The organism is Roseomonas genomospecies 6, assembly GCF_008365375.1.
Classification (GTDB): domain Bacteria; phylum Pseudomonadota; class Alphaproteobacteria; order Azospirillales; family Azospirillaceae; genus Azospirillum.
Genome location: NZ_QOKW01000021.1, coordinates 94,637 through 113,425, shown reverse-complemented (window position 1 = coordinate 113,425; position 18,789 = coordinate 94,637). Strand labels below are relative to the sequence as shown.

Genomic DNA, 18,789 nt, shown 5'->3' with positions numbered 1-18,789 from the left:
TTGACCGAGATGCTCAAGCGACCCGCGATGCCAGCTCCATCCGGAACCAACCCGCGGCCAACGGTCCATACCGCCGCCTGCGCATCCCTTCTCACAACACGGTATCAACGATTTCCAAGATCCCGCGGCTCCGGAGAACCGCAACACCCCGCGCCCAACCCCTTCGAGGAGTGGGCCGCCAGGGCCAGAATGTCTCTGTTTTCCCGACCCGTCGGCGCCTCGTTGGCGGCCACCGCGTCGGTGGAGGGGGTTATATGCGTGCCCTGCCCAAGGACGCAAGCGCTTTTTTGACAGGCGCGTGAAAATTCTTCCGAATCGTGAAAGATCAACGGCTTGGCGGACCGCCGCCGGTCATTGCGGCTACAGGAGGCCGAGCGCGCGCAGTTCAGCCGCCAGATGGGCCGGCAATTCATCGCCCTGCCCGCCCGCGTCAGCCAGATCCTTGGGCGCCACCTGCGGATCGAGATAGCGCCACCCCTGGAAAGGACGATGAGGCGTTGGGATCGTAGGCACGAGTTGAGGGTCCATTCCGAGGATGCAGCAGCTTTCCCCCTCCTCGTCCACGGCGGTGTCGATGGAGACCACCCGCTGCCGGGCGGCGACGCTGCCGCGGATCACCCAATAGATCGACCCGCCGGCCAGGATCTCTTCGGCCCGTTTGGGCAGGCGGCGCGTGAAGACGGGAATGACCGGCCGCCCCTCGACGGTCCGCGCGCGGCGGGCCTGCACCGCCGCCAGATGATCGATGTCGTCGATTCCGACGGACAGTTTGATGAGGTGCAACGGCATGGAAGGCTCGAAAACACGGTTGACGGGACGCTCCGCTGCCCCAGATGGGGTGCGGCTCGGCCATGTCCAGCCATCGGAGAGGGCGGTTTCAGGCGGGCACGTTGTTGAGCGAACGGCAGCGCTCTTCGAAGATCGGGGTCACGAAGTCCGGCTTCTTCAGCAAGCCGCGCATCCAGGCCGTCAGCGTGCACAGATCCTCCAGCCGAACGGTTTCGTGAAGGGTGTTCTCGGGAAAGGTCAGTTCGAAGGTTTCCGCGATATGGTCGAGCACCTGTTCGAGCTGCTCCGTGGTGAGCCCGATCCCACCGTCCAGATGGGCGTTGCGGGTCAGCATCTTCTCGTCGACGCCGTACTCGTCGCGGATCAGTTTCACGATCCAACGGAAAAGGTGCATCCAATTGGTGATCCCGAGGATCGGCTCCGACATACCCCGCCCCTTATACACGCGAATTCGGCACGAAGAATGACACGCATTCTTTGCAAATTCATTGCGTGAAAATGCCGCTTCCGCAGAACCGTGCCGACGTCCATAGAATGCGGACCATGCGCAACGCCCATCTCAACCTCGCCCTGTCGATGACCCTGGTCGGTCTGTCCGTTCCGGCTTCCAAGGTGATCGTGGCCCACATCCCACCGCTCGTGGCGGCGGAGATCCGCTTCGCTCTGATCGCGGTGCTGTTGGCGCCCTTCTCCCTGCGCGGCGGCAGGGCCGTGCTTCCCGGGAATGGGCGGGACTGGACCAGCCTCGCCCTGCTCGCTCTGTTCGGCATGGTGCTGTTCAACCTGTTCCTTCTGTACGGCCTGCGCGAGACCAGCGCGGTCGCCGCGGGGATCATCACCAGCACCATTCCGGCCATGACGGCGCTGGGAGCGGCGCTGATCCTGCGCGAACGGATCGGGGCCGGAAGCGCCGCGGCCATCGCGCTGGCGGTTCTGGGGATGGTCGCGCTGAATCTGCGGCCCGGCGGCAGCGGCGGCCCCGAGGACTCCTTGATCGGCAACGCGCTGGTGCTGGGCGCGGTGGTGTCGGAGGGGCTGTACGGAGTCTTCGCGCGGCAACTCGGCGGCCGGATTCCTCCGCTGACCCTCACCTTCCTGGCGAATGCCCTGGCCGCCGCGATGATGGCCCCGGGAGCGCTCGCCACATCGGGCGGCTTCGACCCGGGGGCGGTGCCCGGCTGGGTCTGGCTTCTGTTCGTGGCGTCCGGCCTGACCGGCGGGCTGCTGGCGGTGGTGCTGTGGATGCGCGGCATCGCCCATGTGCCGGCCAGCCGGGCCGGGCTGTTCACCGGATTGATCCCGGCGGCGGGCGTGCTGGCCGCGGTGGTCTTCCTGGGGGAAGCCTTCACGCTCGCCCACGCGGCGGGGCTGTTGTGCGTGCTGTTCGGGATCGCGATGGGCACGGGAGCGCTGCGCCGGCCCAGGCGGGTCACACCGCTTCCTGAACCAGGGCCACCCCCTTGATCTGCGCGTAGACCGGCTGGCCGGGAGACAGCCCCAGGGCGTCCCAGCTCTTGCGGGTGACGCGGGCGAGCATGCGCGCGCCCCGCCCCTCCTCGCCCAAGGCGACGACGGCCATCATCTGGACGTCGTCGTGCCGCTCCGCCGCGACGATTCGGGCGGGCAGGACGTTCAGGATGGTGCTGCCCTCCGCCGGATGGCGGGCGAGGCTGACGTCGGACGCCGCGATGCGGGCACGCCGCGCCGCGCCCTGCGGCCCAAGGTCGCCGGGAACGAGCAGGTGCCCGCCGTCCAGCCGCAGCAGGGTCAGGCCATAGCCCTCCTCCCGCCCCTCCACGACCGCGGGCAGGGTCACGCCGGCCTCCGGCATGCGGGCGATGGGCAGGGTGGGATCGGCCTGAAGCTCCTGCATCGGGCCGGCGGTGACGACGCGCCCCTGGCGCAGCAGCACCAGATGGTCGGCCAGCCGCTCCACCTCCGCGATGTCGTGGCTGACATAGAGGACGGGGATGGACAGCACGCCGTGCAGCCGCTCCAGATAGGGAAGGATTTCCTCCTTGCTGAAACGGTCCAGCGCGGCCAGCGGCTCGTCCATCAACAGCAGGCTCGGCTGCGAGAGCAGCGCCCGGCCGACTCCGACCCGCTGGCGCTCGCCGCCCGACAGATGCTCCGGCGATCGGTCGAGCAGATGCCCCAACCCCAGCAGATCCACCACATCGTCCAGCCGGATGCGCTCCGGCGCGCCGCGCCCGACCGTCCGGCGATGGCCGAACAGCAGGTTCGTGCGCACCGACAGATGCGGGAACAGGCTGGCCTCCTGGAAGACGTAGCCGATGGGCCGCTTGTGCGTCGGGCGGAAGCTGCGCCCCTCCTGCCAGACGTCGCCGTCCAGGGCGAATCGCCCGTTCAGCCGCTGGAGCCCGGCCACGCAGCGCAGAACCGAGGTCTTGCCGCAGCCGGAGGGGCCGAACAGGGCGGTGATGCCGCGGCCCGGCGCCTCGAATGCCACATCCAGATCGAACTGGCCGAGCCTCCCGTGAAAATGCGCCGATAGGCTCATCGCCCGCCCCGCCCGATGCGTTTCTCCAGCATCATCATCGTCAGGATCACCGTGAAGGAGAAGACCAGCATTCCGCCGGCAAGCAGATGCGCCTCCTCCCATTGCAGGGTTTCGACATAGTCGTAGATGGCCACCGACAGCACCTTGGTCTGGCCGGGGATGTTGCCGCCGATCATCAGGACGACGCCGAACTCCCCCATGGTGTGGGCGAAGCCCAGCACCGCCCCGGTCAGGAAGCCGCGGCGGGCCAGCGGCACCGCCACCGTGAAGAAGGTGTCGAGCGGCGAGGCGCGCAGGGTCGCCGCCGCCTCCAGCGGGCGGTCCCCGAACGCCTCGAAGGCGTTGCGGATCGGCTGCACCACGAAGGGCATGGAGTACAGCACCGACCCGATGACCAGCCCCTCGAAGGTGAAGGCCATGGAGCGGGCGCCCCACAGCGGCGCCAGCCAGCCGCCGGGACCGTTCGGCCCCAGCAGCATCAGCAGGTAGAAGCCCAGAACCGTGGGCGGCAGCACCAGAGGCAGCGCCACCACCGTGGCGACCGCCTCCTTCCACCAGACTCCGGACCGCGCCAGCCACCAGGCCAGGGGGGTGCCGACGATCAGAAGAATGACCGTCGTCAACGCCGCCAGTTCCAGCGTCAGGATAATCGGTTGCCAGCTCATCGGCGGGCCTTCCTTGCCGTGGATGCCGGCACGGTCAATTCGATGCCGCCGGATCGGCCTTCGTGCCGTAGCCGTACTTGGAGATCACGGTGGCGGCCTCCGGCCCTTTTAGGAAGGCGAGAAACGCCTTGGCGGCCTCGTTGCCGGCGCCCTTCTTCAGCAGGACGGCGTCCTGGAGGATCGGGGCGTGCAGCGCTTCCGGAACCGGCCAACGGGCACCGTCCGGTCTGGCGATCACCTGCGACAGGGCGACGAAGGCCAGTTCGGCAGCGCCGGCCTCGGCGAACTGGAACGTCTGGGCGATGGTGTTGCCCTGGACGATCGTCGGTTGAAGCGTCTCGAAGACGCCCATCGTTTTCATGGCCTGCACGGCGGCGGCGCCATAGGGGGCGGTCGCCGGGTTGGCGATGGCGAGCTTGTCGAAGGCGCCCTTGCGCAGCGTGTCCTCACCCAGCGGGGAGCCGCTGGCCTTGGTCCACAGAACCAGACGGCCCACGGCGTAGGTGAAGCGGGACTCCGGGACGGCCAACCCTTCCTCCACGGCCTTCCTCGGAGTCTCGTCGTCGGCGGCCATGAAGACGACGAAGGGGGCCTCCTGCTTGATCTGGGCGTAGAATTGGCCGGTCGCACCGAAGCTCAGAATGGGTTTGTGGCCGGTCTTCCGCTCGAAGGCGGTGGCGATCTCCTTCGCCGGGGCGGTGAAGTTGGCCGCGACCGCGACGTTGAATTCGTCGGCCTGGGCCGCCGCCGGGACGGACAGCAATGCGAAGGCGGCAAGCAGGAAAAGCTTCATTCGAAAAACTCCTTCCCGTCCGATCGTCAATCCACCGCAAGAATGATGTGCGACGCGTCGATCAGCGCGCAGGCCGGATCGCCGGCCTTCAGGCCGATGTCCTCCGCGCTGCGCAGCGTGATGATGGCGGTCAGCGTCTTGCCGCCGCCGATGTCCAGGGTGATCTCGCTGTTGACCGCCCCGTCCTCGCGGCGGGACACCGTGCCTTCGATGCGGTTGCGCATCGAGGTGCGCCGCGCCTCGTCCGCCGGGGCCAGGATCACGAAGGGCGCCTTGATGAGCGCCGTCGCCGCGCGCCCCGGAAACAGGCCCAGGTCGCGCACGCTGTCGCGGGTGATGATGGCGACGATCGAGGTCTGGTCCGAAAGGGCCAGGGTGACTTCGGCGTTGACCGCCCCATCGGTGATGGACGTGACGGTACCGGTCAGGACGTTGCGTGCACTGGTGCGCATGAAAAATCCCCACATCAGGCCGGCGGCGGACAATCCGGTGCCGTTCAGTTCCGGTTCGAGCGCCTGGAAGGCGCGGATCATTTCGCTCTGCATACGGTGGAAGGTGGCGACCAGCCGCAGGCCGTCCGGCGTCAGGGCCGTTCCGCCGCCGCGCTTGCCGCCGGCCTGCGCCTCAACCAGCGGGCGGCCGACCAGATTGTTCATGGCGTCGATGGCGTCCCAGGCCGCCTTGTAGGTGATGCCGACCGACCGCGCCGCGCCGGAAATGCTGCCCTCGCGCCTGACCGCCTCCAGCAGCCGGATGCGCTCCGCGCCGATCGGCGACGCATGAGGGCCGGCAAACGACACCTGCGGGTGGACGGTCATGTGGGATAGCCCCCGGCTTCGCTATATACCAGGACTATATAACCACAATTGCTGTGCGTGAACCACCACTTTCTGGCGGAGGCGCGGCGGAACGGTCCGCCGTCAGTCCACCAGTTCCCAGTCGAGCGTGGACACGACGCGGACGATCTTGTCGATCTGCCGGTTTTCCATGATGCCGGGGGCCTCGTCGCGGGCGAGGATCTGGAAAAGCCCCTGGTTCGCGCGCCGGATGCCGCCCAGCGTCGCCCCGCTGTCGGTCGCGAACTGCGCTGCCGCCTCGCGCGCCTTGGCCGTCGCCTCGGCGATCATCTCGGTCTTCACGTCATTCAGGCGTGTGAACAGGTAATTGGGGCCGGAGCCCATCCCCGGTTCCCCGCCCAGCGTCACGCCCTGGTCGAGCAGTTCCGCAAGGTTCTGGCTGGCGCGGTCCACCCGGTCCACGTCGGGGCTGCGGATCATCAGGGTGCGGGTCAGGATGTAGCGCTGGTCCGCCGGCCCCTGGCGGTAGGCCTGGGCCAGCAGGTCCACGAGGTCGAGGGAGCGCGAGACGACGGCATCGGCGCCCAGCCCATGGCGGTCCAGAAAGGCCAGAACCGCCCTTTCGTCCGCCGCGGTCTTTGCCTGCACGGCGGACAGGTCGTCGCCGGTGGCGACGAAGCGCAAGGGCCAGAGCGCGAGATTCGCCTTGACCTCCCGCTCGGCGGAGCCCTTCACGGTGACGAAGCGGTCGGCCAACCGGACCTGCGCCACCTCCCGCCCCGCCGCCCACCCCGCCACCGCGATCCCGATGGCGAGAAATGCCGCCGCGGCCAGCGCCGTCCGGTTTCCGATCATGTCAGTCTCCCTCGTCGCACCTTACGGAGCTTCAAGGAAGAATGTGGCGAAGCTCAGGCCGGCCGCACGCTCCCGCTACGCCGTCAGACCATCGTCAACCAGACGCACATCAACCCGTAGGCGACCGGGAACAGCACCAGGCACACCCGGTCGAGCATCAGGGACTTCGCCGCGTTCCGCTCATAGATCATCAGCGACACGGCGCTCTGCATCAGGCTGAGGAAGATCATGCCCATGGAGGCGAGGTTCACCCGGTCGGACAGGGTGAAGCCGCTGCTGCGCGGCAGGTCGCTGGCGATGACGAAGTAGCAGGCCACCACCGCGAACAGCGCACCGATGCCCAGGCCGAAGCGGGGGTCAAGGTCCACCGGCTTCACCAGGAAGGCCAGGAAGGCCACCAGGGAGGAGATGAAGATCGTCGAGAAGGTCTTGATGTAATAGATCGAATCCGGCCGCTCCAGGGTGATCGAGTGGGTGTAGCGGGAATAGACGGACTCGTGGTTCTTCGGCAGGGTGATGTCGCCGTAGTTGGTGCGGTAGCGGTGCGCCGAAACGGTCGCCGCGTTGCTGGACAGATCATATCCCGAGACATCGACGTCGGGATCGATGGTGCTGTTGTCGGTGTCCGCGACGTAGACGATGCGGTCCGCCGTCATGTCGCTGTCTTCGATCACCAGACGGATGGTCTGGCTGTCCAGGGGGAAGCGGCTCACGTCCCAGGGCTGGTTCAGAACGGCCTGGACGCGCGCCTGACCGTAGTTGGTGTCCTTCAGCTTGCGGATCGGCGTCGGCGTACGGGATTCGATCCGCCCGTTCATCAGCTCGAAGCTTTCCAGCGGGTTCAGCGAATCGTCGTCCCAGCGGAACCAGACGTAGAAGTCCACATTCACCTGATTGTCGCGGAGGTTCACTCCGGTGATCTGGTTGACGTAGGTGCCGACGAAGACCTTGGCCGGTTCGGCCTTCAGCGCGCCCGGCAGACCGGTCAGAAGGACGGCCAGCAAGGCCAGCGCATACCGAATCATGATGTCGTCTCCTTTCCTGTGCGACGTCAGTGCGCGTGGCTCTTCTTGACCAGAACGTCCATGGTCGCCAGCAGCACGCCGGAGACGATGAAGGTGACGTGAATGGCCACCAGCCACATCAGGTCGCGGTCGGAGATTTCGGACACGTTCATGAAGCTCTTCAGAATCTGAATGGAGGAAATCGCCACGATGCTGGCGATCAGCTTCACCTTCAGCGCGCTGAAATCCAGCTTGCCCATCCATTCCGGACGGTCGGCGTGGCCTTTCACGTCGATCTTCGACACGAAGTTCTCATAGCCGCTGAAGATCACCATCAGCACGAGGTTGCCGACCATCGTCAGATCGACCAGCCCCAGCACGATCAGGATGATGTCGTTTTCCGTGCCATGGAGCAGAAGAGGAAGCGCGTGCGCCAGTTCCAGCGCGAAGCGCCAGCCGATCATCAGGAGTGCCGCCACCAGACCGACATAGAGAGGGGCGAGGAGCCAACGGCTCTGGAACATCAACTGCTCCAGGAAATGTTCGGCCCGGCGTCCCGGGCCGCGGCGGCGTTCGCCGTTGCGGGAAAGGACGGGGGTGTCGCCGGCCAGGGCCGACGGGTTCGACTGGGTCATGACTTGCTCGCCAAGGTGATGTCGCCACGGATTTGGCCGATTTTCCGGCCGTCGATCTGGTGCTGGTAGGTCATCTGCAACTGGTCGAAGGCCAGGGAGATGGTCTCGGTCCCGTTGCTGCCGTCGTCGTCGTCCACGGACAACTCGTATTCGGTGATCTGCGTGTTCTTCAGGACGATGGTCAGATAAGGCTCGGCGAAGATGTCGCTTTCGCCGAAATACTCGCCGCCTTGCAGTTGGGCGAAGGTGCGGAAGAAGTGGAGCGTCGCCGTGACGTCCTTCTTCTGCGGATCGAAGGCCGCCTGCATCAGCTTGGGCGAGGCGAGGTCGAAGTGCCGCTCCAGCTTCAGGCTGTCCACGCCCAGCTTGTTCTGCTTCTGCGCCTTCCGGCTGCCGAGGTAGGAATTGTCCTCGATCGGGTCGTCGTAGTTGAAACCGCCGACCTCGCGCTTGCCCGACGACAGGTCGAAGCTGAAGCACTCCGCCAGATTCTTGTAGTTACGGATCAGCGACTGGCCCTTGATGCCGGGAAAGTCGAGCAGGATGCGGGGCATGGCTCAGCGCTCCTCCAGCCGCAGCAGGCCGAAGATCCGCCCGACCTCGCCGCGGTCGCCCAGCAGTTCGGCGTAAAGCTCCGGCAGGGACAGGTTCCCCCAGGCGGCGGCGCGGCGCACGAGGTAGGAGGTCGGGCTGTGCGGCTCCTCCCGCGCCAGGAAATCGGCGATCTGGTGCAGCATGGCGTAGGCTTCCTGCCGGGTCCGCGGCCCGCCGGGCCGGGCGAAGGCGGCGGCGGGAACGATCTCGGCAGGCGTGTCCATGGCGGCCTCCTCCCCGCCGCCGGCACTCTCCGCGGCGGCGGCAGAGGCGCCGTCCGGGTCGATGCCGCGCTTGGCGAGCGCTTCGCGGTGGAACTGGATCAGGCTGTCCAGCGTCTTCAGAAGCTGCGTGAACCCCGGCGCGGCGCGGCCCGCCAGGGCGTCCAGCGCCGCCGCCAGGGTGCGCACCGCCGTCACCGTGTCGCGCAGATGGGCGTGCTGGATCTGGTAGAAGTCCGGCGGCGTGCGGTCCTGCGCGGCCAGGATCTGCTCGACCGTGACCTCCCCGTCCTCCACCGCCGCCTGGAAGGCGCGCTGGTCGCGGGTGGCGAGCTTGCGCAGGCGCTGCGCGTTCTGCCAGTCCTGGAAGCGGTGGGTCTCGTCGGCGTTCGAGCCCGGCTGGGTGACGGTGGTCGCCATCAGGTCGCGCGACAACTGGCTGTCCAGCCAGACCAGCGGCGCCAGCCGCGGTTCCGGGTCGCCGTCGTCCAGCCGCGGGTAGAGACCGTCCCAGAAATCCTCCACCAGTCCATGGACCAGCAGAATCCCAGGCGCCAGCCCCGCCGGGCCGTGCAGGCGGCCCAACGCCTGGACCAGCCACGCCGCGACCTGCAAATCCTTGGTGCGGGTCTTCAGCAGGTCCGACGCCTGATGGACGACGCCTTTCCAGTCAGCCTTCTTGATGGTGGTCTGCCAGATGCCCTGGTCCAGATCGTCGTCCATCCGGCGCGCCTCGGTCAGCGCGTCGAATTCCGGGCCGTGGCGCAGATCGTCGCCCGCCGGATCGTCGCCGGGAATGGGCTGGAGCAACGCGCCGATGTCGATCAGAGGGGGAGATGCGGTCATGGAACTGCTCACGGGAAGCGTTGGGCCGCGGGGCGGAGCATCGGGGGCTGGGACGGGGCGTTGCCCAGATCGAAGAAGGCGCGGTCCGCCGGAGCCACCGCGCCGGACATCGCCCCGGGGGGCGCCGGCCAGCCGGCCAGCCCCGGCATCCGCCGCATGGAACCGACCGGAGCAAGCGGCGGCGCCTGCGCGGGCAGTGCGGGGACGGCCACCTTCTCCTCGCGCGGCGGCTTGCCGTCGGCCAGGACGGTGCGCTTGACCGACAGCGTCATGAAGACCCGCACGTTGGGCTTCACCACCGGCGGCTGCGCCGCCTGGGGCGCCGGCGCGATCGGCGTCGGGGCGGACGCGGCGGCCTCCTTGACCGGACCGCTGGCCGTGGCCTCGAACAACAGGAGCGGATCGGTATCAGGGCCGGGGCGGCGGTCGCGCTGCGGCGCGGCCTGCCGGCTGGCCAGGGCGAACAGCGCCCAAGGGCCGTCATAATCGAAGCGCAGCGAGGGGCCGTCCACCGTCACCCCGGCACCGACGCCGGACACCGGCAGCACCGTGCCGTCCTTCGCCCAGCGCAGCGTGACGCTCAGCTTGTCGCCCGGATACCAGCGCAGCGGCGTGCGCGGCAGCATGCTGGACAGGGCGCCGTTCGACGTGGCGAGCTTCCACTCGATGATGTCGCTGCCGCCCGCCTCACGGTTGCGGTTGACGCGGAAGGCGGGGTCGAGCGTCAGACCGCCGCTCTGGTCCGGAGTCACCGCGGCGGTCAGCAGCGGGCGCGCCCGCTCCATCGTCTCCACGAAGCGCAGCGCTTCACCCCCGGCGGTTCCGAACCGCCCGCCGCGGCGCAACCCCTCCAGCACGAAGGCCGCGCGGGCGTCGAACCGCTCGTAGAAGGCGCGCACCGCCGCCGGGTCGGCCTGCTCGCCCGGCACTGACGCGGCGGCGAAGGGGAAGCGGCCCGCCAGCATCTCGTTGAACCCGGCGGCAAGATCGACGTAGGCATCGTAGACGCGGGCGTCGGCGGCCAGCACGCAGCGCGTGGCGATCCACTGCTTCAACTCGGCCAGACGGCTGCGGAAGAAGTCGTCCGGCACCCCGTCGATGGCGCCCAGATTTTGGCAGCCGGCGGCGTCCACGGCGGCGCTCTCCACCGTCACGAACTTTTCGAGCTGCGCCAGGGAGCTGTTCGGGCGTCCGCCGTCGTACTTGTCCAGTTCGGCGATGATGCGCGCCCATTTGGACGCGGCGCCCGAACCGGTCCCGGCGCCCATCACCGGGCGCTCCAGGATGTCCACCACCGGGGCGGCGATGTCGCGGGCGAGCACCGTCACCTCGTGCCGGGCGTTGCCTAGATAGAGCGCCAGCCCGGCGGGCGTGGTCTGCCCGAACAGCAGGTGCGGCACCAGCGGCCCGTCCACCCAGACATCCAGCGCGTGGGCGTCGGGCCGGTAGAGCTGGTCGCCCTCCAGCAGCCGGTCGGCCTGGGCCAGCACGGCGTTGGCCTGCCGGGCCACCGTGTCGCGGATGGCGTCGGCGGAGGTGGTCAGCCCGATCTGGCGGAAGGACTGCATCGTCTCGGCCAGCACCGGGAAGGCGGTGCGCAGCGCGTGGGCGGAGGCGCGGAGCTGCGCCAGCCCGCCGGCCCGGTCCACGCCGCCCCCCGCAGGGCTGCCGGCCAGGGCGCGGGCGAGGATGCGCTCCACCCCCTGGCGAAGCTGGTGCTGCGCCGCCGCCCGCATGGAGGCGCGGAGCATGGCCGGCGCCTGCGGCAGGTCCTTGGCGTCGAACAGCAGATAGTCCTCGACCAGCGGCGGAATGCCGTCCAGGGCCGCGCGGTCCCAGCCCGCACCGACGGCGGGCATCGCCAGCGCGCCGGATTCGTCCGTCTTCATGAAGCGGCGGGCCATCCACACCGACAGCGTGCGGCGAAGCTGCTCCGCCGCCGGGGCCAGCCGGGCACCACCATTCGGGGCTTGCTCCAACAGGCGGCCGATCACCGAGTCCAGGTTGCGGGCGCCGACGCCCGCCTCGTCGTAGCGCCGCTGCGCCAGATCCAGGATGTCGGCCCGCAGGTTGGGGCCGAGCAGGTCGGACTTCTCCAGCCGTCCCAGCAGCGCTTCGAACTCCGGCGGCAGGACGGGGCCGTTGGCGCCGATCCAGGCGCCGCGCTCCGCCCCCAGGCCTCGGGCGGCGTCCTCCAGGCTCGACAGCACCTCGGCGTAGGCCGCCGCCGCGTCGGCGCCGGACCGCGCCCCACCGGCCAGCAGTTCCAGTTCGTTGGCGGCGACCGACAGCCGCGCGGCGGCGAGGCCGCCCATGGCGAGGTCGCGCAGGTAGGCGTCGGCGTGTTGCCGGAAACGGCGCCCGACCTCCGCCCGGTGGGCGGTCAGGTCGATGGGGCGCTGCGCCCCCGGGCCCGGCGCCGGGATCGCGGTGCCGCCCGGCGGCTGGTCGATCTCCCAGCCATGCAGCCGCGCGGAGAAGCCGCGCGCCACGCCGGAGCCCAGCGCGAAGTCCAGCACCTCGTCCAGCGGCAGGGACGGGTCGCGGGCGTCCACGTTGTTGTAGGCGCGGGCCAGCCCCTCGGCGATGCCGACCTCGCCCGCGAAGGCGCGCAGCCGTTCGAAGGCGCCCGCCCCCGCCGGACCCGGTCCGCCGTCGCGGGTCAGGCGGCGCAGCCGGTCCTCCGCCACGTCGCGCACGGTGGACAGGGCCAGCCGGCGATAGCCGACGGCCAGAGCGCCCGACACCGAATCCGGAACGCCGCTGATCCAAGCGGCCGGCAGCGGGTTGAAGGTCCAGTCGGTGGACAGCATCGTCACGCCCTGGACGAAGCGTGCGGCGGGATCGGTGTAGGCGGCGGTCATCGGCGCCCCGGCCTCGACCGCCGGGCGCTGGTCGGCCAACTGTTGAAGCCCGCCCGGAATGTCGGCCAGAACCGGAACCAGCCGGTCCGACAGGGTGGACGCGCGCTGCACCCCCATCCACAGCAGCAGGATCGCGGCAACCGCCGCGGCCCCCGTCCCCACCGGCCAGGAATAGCGGCGCCACGCCCGCGACGCGGCCAGCGCGCGGGTCGGCTTGGGCAGCCCGGCCTCGGGGAAGATCTTGCGGTTCAGCAGGTCGCGCCCGAACAGGGCCGGCGCATCCGGATCGGGACGGCCCGTGAAGTAGATGCCGCGGACGTAGAGCGTCTCCTGATAGGCGGTGCGCTTGAAGGCGGTGCCCAGAAGGGCGCGCAACGCCGCCTCCGTCCCGGTCAGCCGCTCCGTCAGGGCGAACAGCGGGGCGCCGTCCGGCGTGGCCGTGGCGCCGAACACCTCCAGTTCCACCGCCAGCAGCCCATCCGCCAGGGACTGCAACGCCTCGCTCACGAAGTCGGGGGAGAAGGCCGTTTCCAGCGCGTAGGGGCTGGACCAGCCGAGCATCCCGCCGGTCAGCGGGCCGGGCAGAGCCTCGGCCAGCGCCGCGAAGCCGGGGGCCTCCTCGCAGCCCGTCACCACCACATAGACCGGCAGGGCGAAGCCCAGCGTGCGCTGGATCTCCCACAGCCGGGCGTACAGTTCCGTCCCGCGCGCGGTGGCGCGGCGCACGTCGTCCAGCTCGGCCAGGGGAACGGTCAGGATCAGCCCGTCGGCGGGCAGCATCGGACGGCGGCGGCCCAGCAGGTCCAGCACGCCCGCCCATGCCGCGCGCGGATCGTCCACGTCGATGACCACCGCCCGGTCGTAGAAGCGCCAGGAGAAGCCGGCGTGCCGCTCGGCGGTCACCGGGGGCCGCACCTCCTCCGCGCAGGACAGCAGGCCGGCGTCGTCCGACGCCGCAACACCGGTGCGCAGATACCAGGGCACCAGATAGACGTTGCGCGACAGCGTCTCGCGGTAGGCCGCCAGACCGTCGCGGAACAGGCGGCGGATGTCGCGGACGGTGACATCCGGCGGTGCCGCGGCCAGCGCCGGGACCGCTCCGCCCTCCTCCGCCACCGCGTCGGGCGGCGGCAGGGCCGCGGGCTCCGCCGGGGCGGGCGGCGGTGCGCTGCGGGCGCGCAGAAGGATCACCGCCATCACCGCGATGATGATCAGCACGAGGACCAGAAGCCCCGCGAAGACCCAGATCCGGTTGCCGGCGATGCCGGACAGGACCGCTGCCAGGAGTTCCATGACCGTCCTCTCCCGTCAGCGGGTCACGCGGACCGATGCCTGAAGCACCGCGTCCGCCGCGTTGGAAAGCTGTGCGGTGGACATCCACCAGAGCGCCTGCCCCAGCACCAGCCACAGCCCGGCGATGGCCCCCAGCACCAGCGGCCAGCGCGGCCCGCGCGCCAGCGTGCGCGCCTTGCCGTCGGTCAGCGTGTTGGCGTAGGCGGCGGGGATCAGCGTCCGCCCGCCGGGCAGCACCCCGGCGCCCAGTTCGGACTCGCGCCCCGCGATGAACTCGAACAGGCGGGCGCTGTAGTCGCGCAGGGTGGACTCGCCGCCCGGCACCCGGCAGCGCCCCTTGAAGCCCATGCCGAGCACGCAGAGATAGACCGCCGCCAACTGGACCAGCCGCCGGTCGTTGCTGGCGAGAAGCGCCTCCATCCGGTCGAACACCCGTTCGCCGGCCAGCCGGGTGCGGAACACCGCCTGCTCCAGCAGGACGCTGCGCCACAGCTCGCGCCCGTTCCATTCCACGTCGTGGATGAACAGATCGTCGGCCAGCGCCGCCATGGCGTATTGCGCCTCGCGGTGCTGGCTGATCGTCAGGTCGGTGCCGGTGCGCCCGACCTGGGCGGCCTGCGCTTCCAGAAACTCCTGGAGACGGCGGATGATGATCTCGGCGTCAGGCTCCAGCGCCAGGGCCGGCACCGTGGCGGCAGCCCCCCGCGGTGCGGGGATCGCCAGGACGTCCTCCGTCAGGAAGGCGGGCAGGCTCTCCGCGGCCTCCCCAGCGGCGGTCGCCGGCTTTGCGGCGACCGGGCGACCGGCGCTGACGGCGGCGCGGTGCTGCTGGAGTTCCCGCGCGAAGGCGAGGAAGTGATCGACCAGATCCCGGCGGTGCAGCATGGCGGTCATTCCCAGGGTCAGGCGCTGACGAACAGGGTGATCTCGACGGGGCGGAAGCGGCTGCCCAGCGAGTCCGGATTCCAGATCTCCAGCCGTTCGCCGGGGACGATGTAGCGGGGATCGACCTTGACCTCGAACGGCACCACGCCGCGCGGGGCGGCCACACCGGCCTCGCCGCTGTCGTCCAGGGCGATGCGCTCGGCCCCCTTCACGCGCAGGCCGGACAGGGTCTCCAGCCGGGAGCGGGAGGCGACGATGCAGTTCTCCATCCAGGCGGCGACCTCGCTGACCGGGGCCGAGGCCGGGCCGCGCACGCCGACGACCAGCCGGCCCTTCAGCCAGGTCTCGTCCATCAGCAGCCCGAACATGCCGTCCTCGAAGGTGAAGGGGATGCGGGCGACGCCCTCCTTCACCCGGTCGATCATGCGCAGGATGAAATCGCGCACCTCGCCGAAGCTCGCCATCGGGTCGTCGTGGTCGTAGCGCGACAGCTTGGCCGGAACGGCGCCGCTGGCGAAGGCCGACAGGTGCCCGGCCAGCGTGCAGAGCGACATGTAGACGTCGAACGGGTGGCAGACCCCGACGCCGAGCTGCGCCTCCAGCGGCGGCAGGCCGGTGACGAGGCTGCGGATCTCCGCCCGCGCGGCCTCGGCCAGTTCGGTCGCCGGGTTGCCGTTGCCCACGCCGGAGCGTTCGGCCAGGAACAGCGCCTTCTCGCGCACGCGCCGCACCACCTCCGCCCCCAGCCGCCCGAGCGGCGCGTTGGCGGCGACGGTCAGCGCCGGGGGAACGAAGTCGGTCAGCACGAAGGCGTCGTTGCGGAAGGTCGCCTGCGCGATGGGCATGGAGACGAACTTCTGCGGCGGCTTCTGGGTCGGCCCGGTGGTGGCGAACAGGGACAGCCGCGGGCGCAGCCGGGCGATGGACAGCTCCTCCCCGCCATGCCGGTCGGCGACCGGCGCGCCCTCGACCGAGACGTAGCGCGGCGTCTCCCCCGGTCCCGGCGCACGGTCGCCGCGGGCGGCGGGAACGATCAGGTGGATGGTGATCTGCGTCTGCCCCACCGGGTCGGCGTAGGCGGAGATGTCCACCTCCAGCGGCTCGTCGGTGCCGGCGCGGTACTCCACGACAAGGCCGTCGGGCAGGATCGCCTCCAGCTCCCGCACCTGCACCAGCCCGGAGACGAGCTGCACGCGGTCGATCTGCAGATGGACCACGCCCCAATGGAAGGGCCGCGCCTGCCGGACATGGTAGGTGAGCTGCCGCTCGTGCCGCAGCGCCTGCTGTTGGAAATGCTGCGGGGCCAGCAGCATCCCGTCATGCCAGTCGATGGCGTCGGGAATGTCGCGCGCCTCGGTCATGCGGCCCTCAAAGCGGCGGTGGGAAGAACATCACGGAACCAGTTCGACATCCTTGTCCCCGGCGGTGAGGGTCAGCGTTCGTGTGTCGGGCACGCGCAGGCGGTGCGGCCCCGGCGTGGAATAGTTGGCGAAGACCAGGATCGCCCAGGCCGGTTCGCCCGGCGGCAGGTCCGCCTTCAGCGTCTGGCCGGGAACCAGTTCCCAGCTCGTCACGCCGAGCGTGGCCGGATGGTCGCGCATGGATTGATCGCGCTGGGCGAACCACTCCGCGGCGGTCAGCGCGCCCAGCTTGTCCACCAGCGCCTTGTCCCGCACCGCCACAAGGTCGATGGCGACCGGCGTGGTGTCATTGGCGGTTGGGGCGACGGCGAAGGACACGCTGTCCAGACCGGCGCGCGGCTTCTCCGCGCAGCCCGCGGCCAGCAGCGCCAGCGCCAGCGCGCCGGCCAACCTCGATCGCTTTCCGTTCACCGGAGTCATGGCGTTCAGCGCTCTCCCGCTTCGGCAAGGGTGACGACGGTTCCGGACACGCCGTTCGACCGCGACAGCGCGTCCAGCGCGCGGGCGGCCTCGTCGGCGGCGGCGTAGCGTCCGGTGCGCACGGCGTAGGGGGCGTTGCCTCCCGGAAGCGGCGCGAAGTCGACGGTGCCGCGCACGCCCCGCTGGGCGGCGGCGGCGGCGAAGGATTCCGCGTTGGACGGGGTGGCGAAGCGCCCGAGTTCGATGGCGTAGAGGCGGACCGGAGCCGCCCCCTCCTCCTTCATGGCGTCCAGCCGGTCGTTCAGCGTGTCCTCGACGAGGCCCTCCACGCTGTTGCCGGCGAATTCCGTGACGCGGTAGCCCGTCTTCTCGATGACGTGGGCGGCGCTGCCGGCCATCCAGCCGGGCAGGAAGCGCCGCGCCGCGTCGGCGGCACCACGGGTCAGCGGTTCGGTGGCGGAGATGGCCGTTCCGCGCGCCTCGTCGCTGAAGATATCCGCCGTCTCGATCACGCCCTGGCGCGCTTCGAAGCTGTCCGCGACGTTCCGCCGCGCCATCGCGGCGAGGCCGCCGCCGGAAGACGGTGCCGCGGCGGGAGCGGAAGCGGAAGCGACGGGCGCCGCCCCGTCCCCCGTCAGGATCAGCGCCGCCATCACCGCGCCCAGCAGCAGGGCCACGACGGTCAGCACGGCGACACCGGCGGCCAGAGCCGCCACCTGCCATCGTCCGAGCGTGATCGTCGCCATCGCGGGAAATCCTGGGAAGGAAGTTCGGGTCGGGCCACCCGCCGCGCGGGGCGTCGGCCCAGCCTGATAGAAGCATCCCGGCGCCCCGAATCCGCGCGTTGTCTGGTTCGTTCTGGCGTAGTCCGCCAGGGCTTCCACGGGGCTGGCGCGGACGCCGGCCCGGCCATGCGGAAAAGCCCGCAAATCCGGCGGGTTACCCCGTTGGTCCGAACTGGATCATTCGCCGCCGCCGGCCTTTGCCGGAAGGGCGGCGGGAAGCGGTTCCTCCACCACCACCCCGCCGATCCCGGCGGTCCGCTCGAAGGAGGGGCGGCGCGCTTCGGCCTGCCAGCGGTCGGCGAAGGCCCCGGCGCGGACCCGGAACCACTGCCCCCCGGCGGCGTCCATGGTCTCCACGATCTCCACCGGCAACCCCCGTTCGGCGAGCACCGCGGCGAAGTCCCGGGCATTTTCGGCGGAGCGGAAGACGCCGAGTTCGATGGAAAAGCGCGCCGCCCCCGCCTTCGCCGGAGCGATGGGACGGACCGGAACCGGCGGCGGCGCGGCCTTCTCCGGTTCCGCCTTCGCCGTCTCCTGCGGCGCTGCGGACGGGGCAGCCGCCTCGGCGGGCGCGGGGTCCTCCGCCGCTCCGGGCATTCCGCCCCCGGCCAGGAAATACCCGCCCGCGAAGGCGACCAGGAGGAGAAGCAGCGCCAGCACGCCGACCAGGAGTTTCTTCATGACGCCGCGCTCACGAGGCCGAACCGCCACACAGCCGGCGCATCTCCGCCGTCTCGCGCTGGTAGCCGAGTTGGACGCGCCGGTCGAGAACGAGGCAGAGATAGGTGTTCTGCGCCGCCGGATCGCTGGCGTGGTAGCGGCGCACCGCTTCCGTCCAGGACCCGTGACGGTCGAACAGTTCCCGCAGGAAGCGGGCGGCGTAGGCGACGTTGACGGCGGGGTCCAGCATGTCCTCGCCCCCCGCGAAGGAACCGGCGTGCCAGCGCGTGTGTATCTGCATGCAGCCGACCGCCACGTCGCCGCGCAGTCCGCCCTCGCCGTCCTGCATCAGCCGCAGCGCCTCGCGCCGCGTCGCCGGATAGTGCGGGCGTCCCGAAACGTTCAGCGCCCAGGGCCAGGGCATGCCCGCCCGCCCGGATTCCACGACGCTCATCGCGTGCAGGATGCCCGGAGGGATGCCGTAGAGCGTCTCCCCGTTGCGGAGGTAGCGGCCGCACTGGAACAGCGCCGGCCCGCCATCGGAGGCCGCAGCCACCTGCGCCGCCGCCGGCCCGGCCAGCAGGGCGGCGGTCAGGGCCAGGACACCCGCGAAAAGACGCCCTGCCCTCAAACCCCTCTCCCGTCCCGGGAGAGGGAGGGACCCGCCGCGAAGCGGTGGGAGGGTGAGGGTGCCGCCGAGAATCAGCGCCTTGATCCTCGCACGACCCTCACCCGGCGCCT

Annotated in this window: 19 protein-coding genes; 1 reads left to right on the top strand and 18 read right to left on the bottom strand. The window is 70.2% G+C overall.

What is annotated here, in order from left to right:
• Positions 1 to 360: 360 nt before the first annotated feature.
• Complete coding sequence (locus tag DS843_RS22450) at positions 361 to 789, bottom strand: DUF1489 family protein (protein WP_149471057.1); 429 nt, start codon at positions 787 to 789, stop codon at positions 361 to 363.
• A gap of 88 nt (positions 790 to 877) precedes the next feature.
• Entirely contained in the window at positions 878 to 1,183 is a 306-nt protein-coding gene (locus DS843_RS22445) for an acyl carrier protein (RefSeq protein ID WP_353618372.1), read from the bottom strand.
• Between the two features lie 149 nt (positions 1,184 to 1,332).
• Between DS843_RS22445 and DS843_RS22440 the strand changes: the two genes are divergently transcribed.
• Positions 1,333 to 2,253, top strand: a complete 921-nt coding sequence (locus DS843_RS22440; RefSeq protein ID WP_149471055.1) for a DMT family transporter — start codon at positions 1,333 to 1,335, stop codon at positions 2,251 to 2,253.
• On the opposite strand, the gene modC is transcribed toward DS843_RS22440, so the two are convergent.
• The 16 genes from modC to DS843_RS22360 form a co-directional block, all read right to left on the bottom strand.
• Entirely contained in the window at positions 2,219 to 3,310 is a 1,092-nt protein-coding gene (gene modC / locus DS843_RS22435) for a molybdenum ABC transporter ATP-binding protein (protein ID WP_149471054.1), read from the bottom strand. The two genes, DS843_RS22440 and modC, sit on opposite strands and share 35 nt — an antisense overlap.
• Positions 3,307 to 3,975, bottom strand: a complete 669-nt coding sequence (gene modB, locus DS843_RS22430) for a molybdate ABC transporter permease subunit (RefSeq protein ID WP_149471053.1) — start codon at positions 3,973 to 3,975, stop codon at positions 3,307 to 3,309. The genes modC and modB overlap by 4 nt, the downstream gene beginning before the upstream one ends.
• 34 nt (positions 3,976 to 4,009) lie before the next feature.
• Complete coding sequence (gene modA / locus DS843_RS22425; RefSeq protein ID WP_149471052.1) at positions 4,010 to 4,768, bottom strand: molybdate ABC transporter substrate-binding protein; 759 nt, start codon at positions 4,766 to 4,768, stop codon at positions 4,010 to 4,012.
• Between the two features lie 26 nt (positions 4,769 to 4,794).
• Positions 4,795 to 5,586, bottom strand: a complete 792-nt coding sequence (locus DS843_RS22420; RefSeq protein WP_149471051.1) for a TOBE domain-containing protein — start codon at positions 5,584 to 5,586, stop codon at positions 4,795 to 4,797.
• A 102-nt stretch (positions 5,587 to 5,688) separates the two neighbouring features.
• Entirely contained in the window at positions 5,689 to 6,420 is a 732-nt protein-coding gene (locus DS843_RS22415; protein WP_149471050.1) for an SIMPL domain-containing protein, read from the bottom strand.
• An 83-nt stretch (positions 6,421 to 6,503) separates the two neighbouring features.
• Positions 6,504 to 7,445, bottom strand: coding sequence for a ligand-gated ion channel (locus DS843_RS22410; RefSeq protein WP_149471049.1), 942 nt, complete (start codon positions 7,443 to 7,445; stop codon positions 6,504 to 6,506).
• Positions 7,446 to 7,471: 26 nt separating this feature from the next.
• A complete protein-coding gene (locus DS843_RS22405; protein ID WP_149471048.1) occupies positions 7,472 to 8,059 on the bottom strand; it encodes a TIGR00645 family protein in 588 nt (195 codons plus the stop codon).
• Positions 8,056 to 8,613: an Hcp family type VI secretion system effector gene (locus DS843_RS22400; RefSeq protein ID WP_149471047.1), complete on the bottom strand. Its 558-nt coding sequence runs from the start codon at positions 8,611 to 8,613 to the stop codon at positions 8,056 to 8,058. Before DS843_RS22400 ends, DS843_RS22405 begins: the two co-directional genes overlap by 4 nt.
• Positions 8,614 to 8,616: 3 nt before the next feature.
• Positions 8,617 to 9,720 (bottom strand): type VI secretion system protein TssA, encoded by a 1,104-nt coding sequence (tssA, locus tag DS843_RS22395; protein WP_286192262.1) that lies wholly within the window; start codon positions 9,718 to 9,720, stop codon positions 8,617 to 8,619.
• Between the two features lie 8 nt (positions 9,721 to 9,728).
• A complete protein-coding gene (locus DS843_RS22390; protein WP_149471045.1) occupies positions 9,729 to 13,877 on the bottom strand; it encodes a type VI secretion system protein in 4,149 nt (1,382 codons plus the stop codon).
• Between the two features lie 15 nt (positions 13,878 to 13,892).
• Entirely contained in the window at positions 13,893 to 14,762 is an 870-nt protein-coding gene (locus tag DS843_RS22385; protein WP_286192261.1) for a DotU family type IV/VI secretion system protein, read from the bottom strand.
• A 17-nt stretch (positions 14,763 to 14,779) separates the two neighbouring features.
• A complete protein-coding gene (tssK, locus tag DS843_RS22380) occupies positions 14,780 to 16,123 on the bottom strand; it encodes a type VI secretion system baseplate subunit TssK (RefSeq protein WP_149471043.1) in 1,344 nt (447 codons plus the stop codon).
• A 30-nt stretch (positions 16,124 to 16,153) separates the two neighbouring features.
• Entirely contained in the window at positions 16,154 to 16,573 is a 420-nt protein-coding gene (locus DS843_RS22375) for a hypothetical protein (RefSeq protein WP_286192260.1), read from the bottom strand.
• A 35-nt stretch (positions 16,574 to 16,608) separates the two neighbouring features.
• Positions 16,609 to 17,349 (bottom strand): SPOR domain-containing protein, encoded by a 741-nt coding sequence (locus DS843_RS22370; RefSeq protein WP_149471041.1) that lies wholly within the window; start codon positions 17,347 to 17,349, stop codon positions 16,609 to 16,611.
• Between the two features lie 216 nt (positions 17,350 to 17,565).
• Positions 17,566 to 18,069 carry an SPOR domain-containing protein gene (locus tag DS843_RS22365; RefSeq protein ID WP_149471040.1) on the bottom strand — a complete coding sequence of 168 codons (504 nt, stop codon included), beginning with the start codon at positions 18,067 to 18,069 and terminating at the stop codon, positions 17,566 to 17,568.
• A gap of 10 nt (positions 18,070 to 18,079) precedes the next feature.
• Complete coding sequence (locus DS843_RS22360) at positions 18,080 to 18,679, bottom strand: lytic transglycosylase domain-containing protein (protein WP_286192259.1); 600 nt, start codon at positions 18,677 to 18,679, stop codon at positions 18,080 to 18,082.
• Positions 18,680 to 18,789: the final 110 nt, after the last annotated feature.

Coding starts and splice junctions, on each gene's coding strand:
- DS843_RS22450 (WP_149471057.1), bottom strand. CDS start 789: ATGCCGTTGCACCTCATCAAACTGTCCGTCGGAATCGACGACATCGAT.
- DS843_RS22445 (WP_353618372.1), bottom strand. CDS start 1,183: ATGCACCTTTTCCGTTGGATCGTGAAACTGATCCGCGACGAGTACGGC.
- DS843_RS22440 (WP_149471055.1), top strand. CDS start 1,333: ATGCGCAACGCCCATCTCAACCTCGCCCTGTCGATGACCCTGGTCGGT.
- modC (WP_149471054.1), bottom strand. CDS start 3,310: ATGAGCCTATCGGCGCATTTTCACGGGAGGCTCGGCCAGTTCGATCTG.
- modB (WP_149471053.1), bottom strand. CDS start 3,975: ATGAGCTGGCAACCGATTATCCTGACGCTGGAACTGGCGGCGTTGACG.
- modA (WP_149471052.1), bottom strand. CDS start 4,768: ATGAAGCTTTTCCTGCTTGCCGCCTTCGCATTGCTGTCCGTCCCGGCG.
- DS843_RS22420 (WP_149471051.1), bottom strand. CDS start 5,586: ATGACCGTCCACCCGCAGGTGTCGTTTGCCGGCCCTCATGCGTCGCCG.
- DS843_RS22415 (WP_149471050.1), bottom strand. CDS start 6,420: ATGATCGGAAACCGGACGGCGCTGGCCGCGGCGGCATTTCTCGCCATC.
- DS843_RS22410 (WP_149471049.1), bottom strand. CDS start 7,445: ATGATTCGGTATGCGCTGGCCTTGCTGGCCGTCCTTCTGACCGGTCTG.
- DS843_RS22405 (WP_149471048.1), bottom strand. CDS start 8,059: ATGACCCAGTCGAACCCGTCGGCCCTGGCCGGCGACACCCCCGTCCTT.
- DS843_RS22400 (WP_149471047.1), bottom strand. CDS start 8,613: ATGCCCCGCATCCTGCTCGACTTTCCCGGCATCAAGGGCCAGTCGCTG.
- tssA (WP_286192262.1), bottom strand. CDS start 9,720: ATGACCGCATCTCCCCCTCTGATCGACATCGGCGCGTTGCTCCAGCCC.
- DS843_RS22390 (WP_149471045.1), bottom strand. CDS start 13,877: ATGGAACTCCTGGCAGCGGTCCTGTCCGGCATCGCCGGCAACCGGATC.
- DS843_RS22385 (WP_286192261.1), bottom strand. CDS start 14,762: ATGCTGCACCGCCGGGATCTGGTCGATCACTTCCTCGCCTTCGCGCGG.
- tssK (WP_149471043.1), bottom strand. CDS start 16,123: ATGACCGAGGCGCGCGACATTCCCGACGCCATCGACTGGCATGACGGG.
- DS843_RS22370 (WP_149471041.1), bottom strand. CDS start 17,349: ATGGCGACGATCACGCTCGGACGATGGCAGGTGGCGGCTCTGGCCGCC.
- DS843_RS22365 (WP_149471040.1), bottom strand. CDS start 18,069: ATGAAGAAACTCCTGGTCGGCGTGCTGGCGCTGCTTCTCCTCCTGGTC.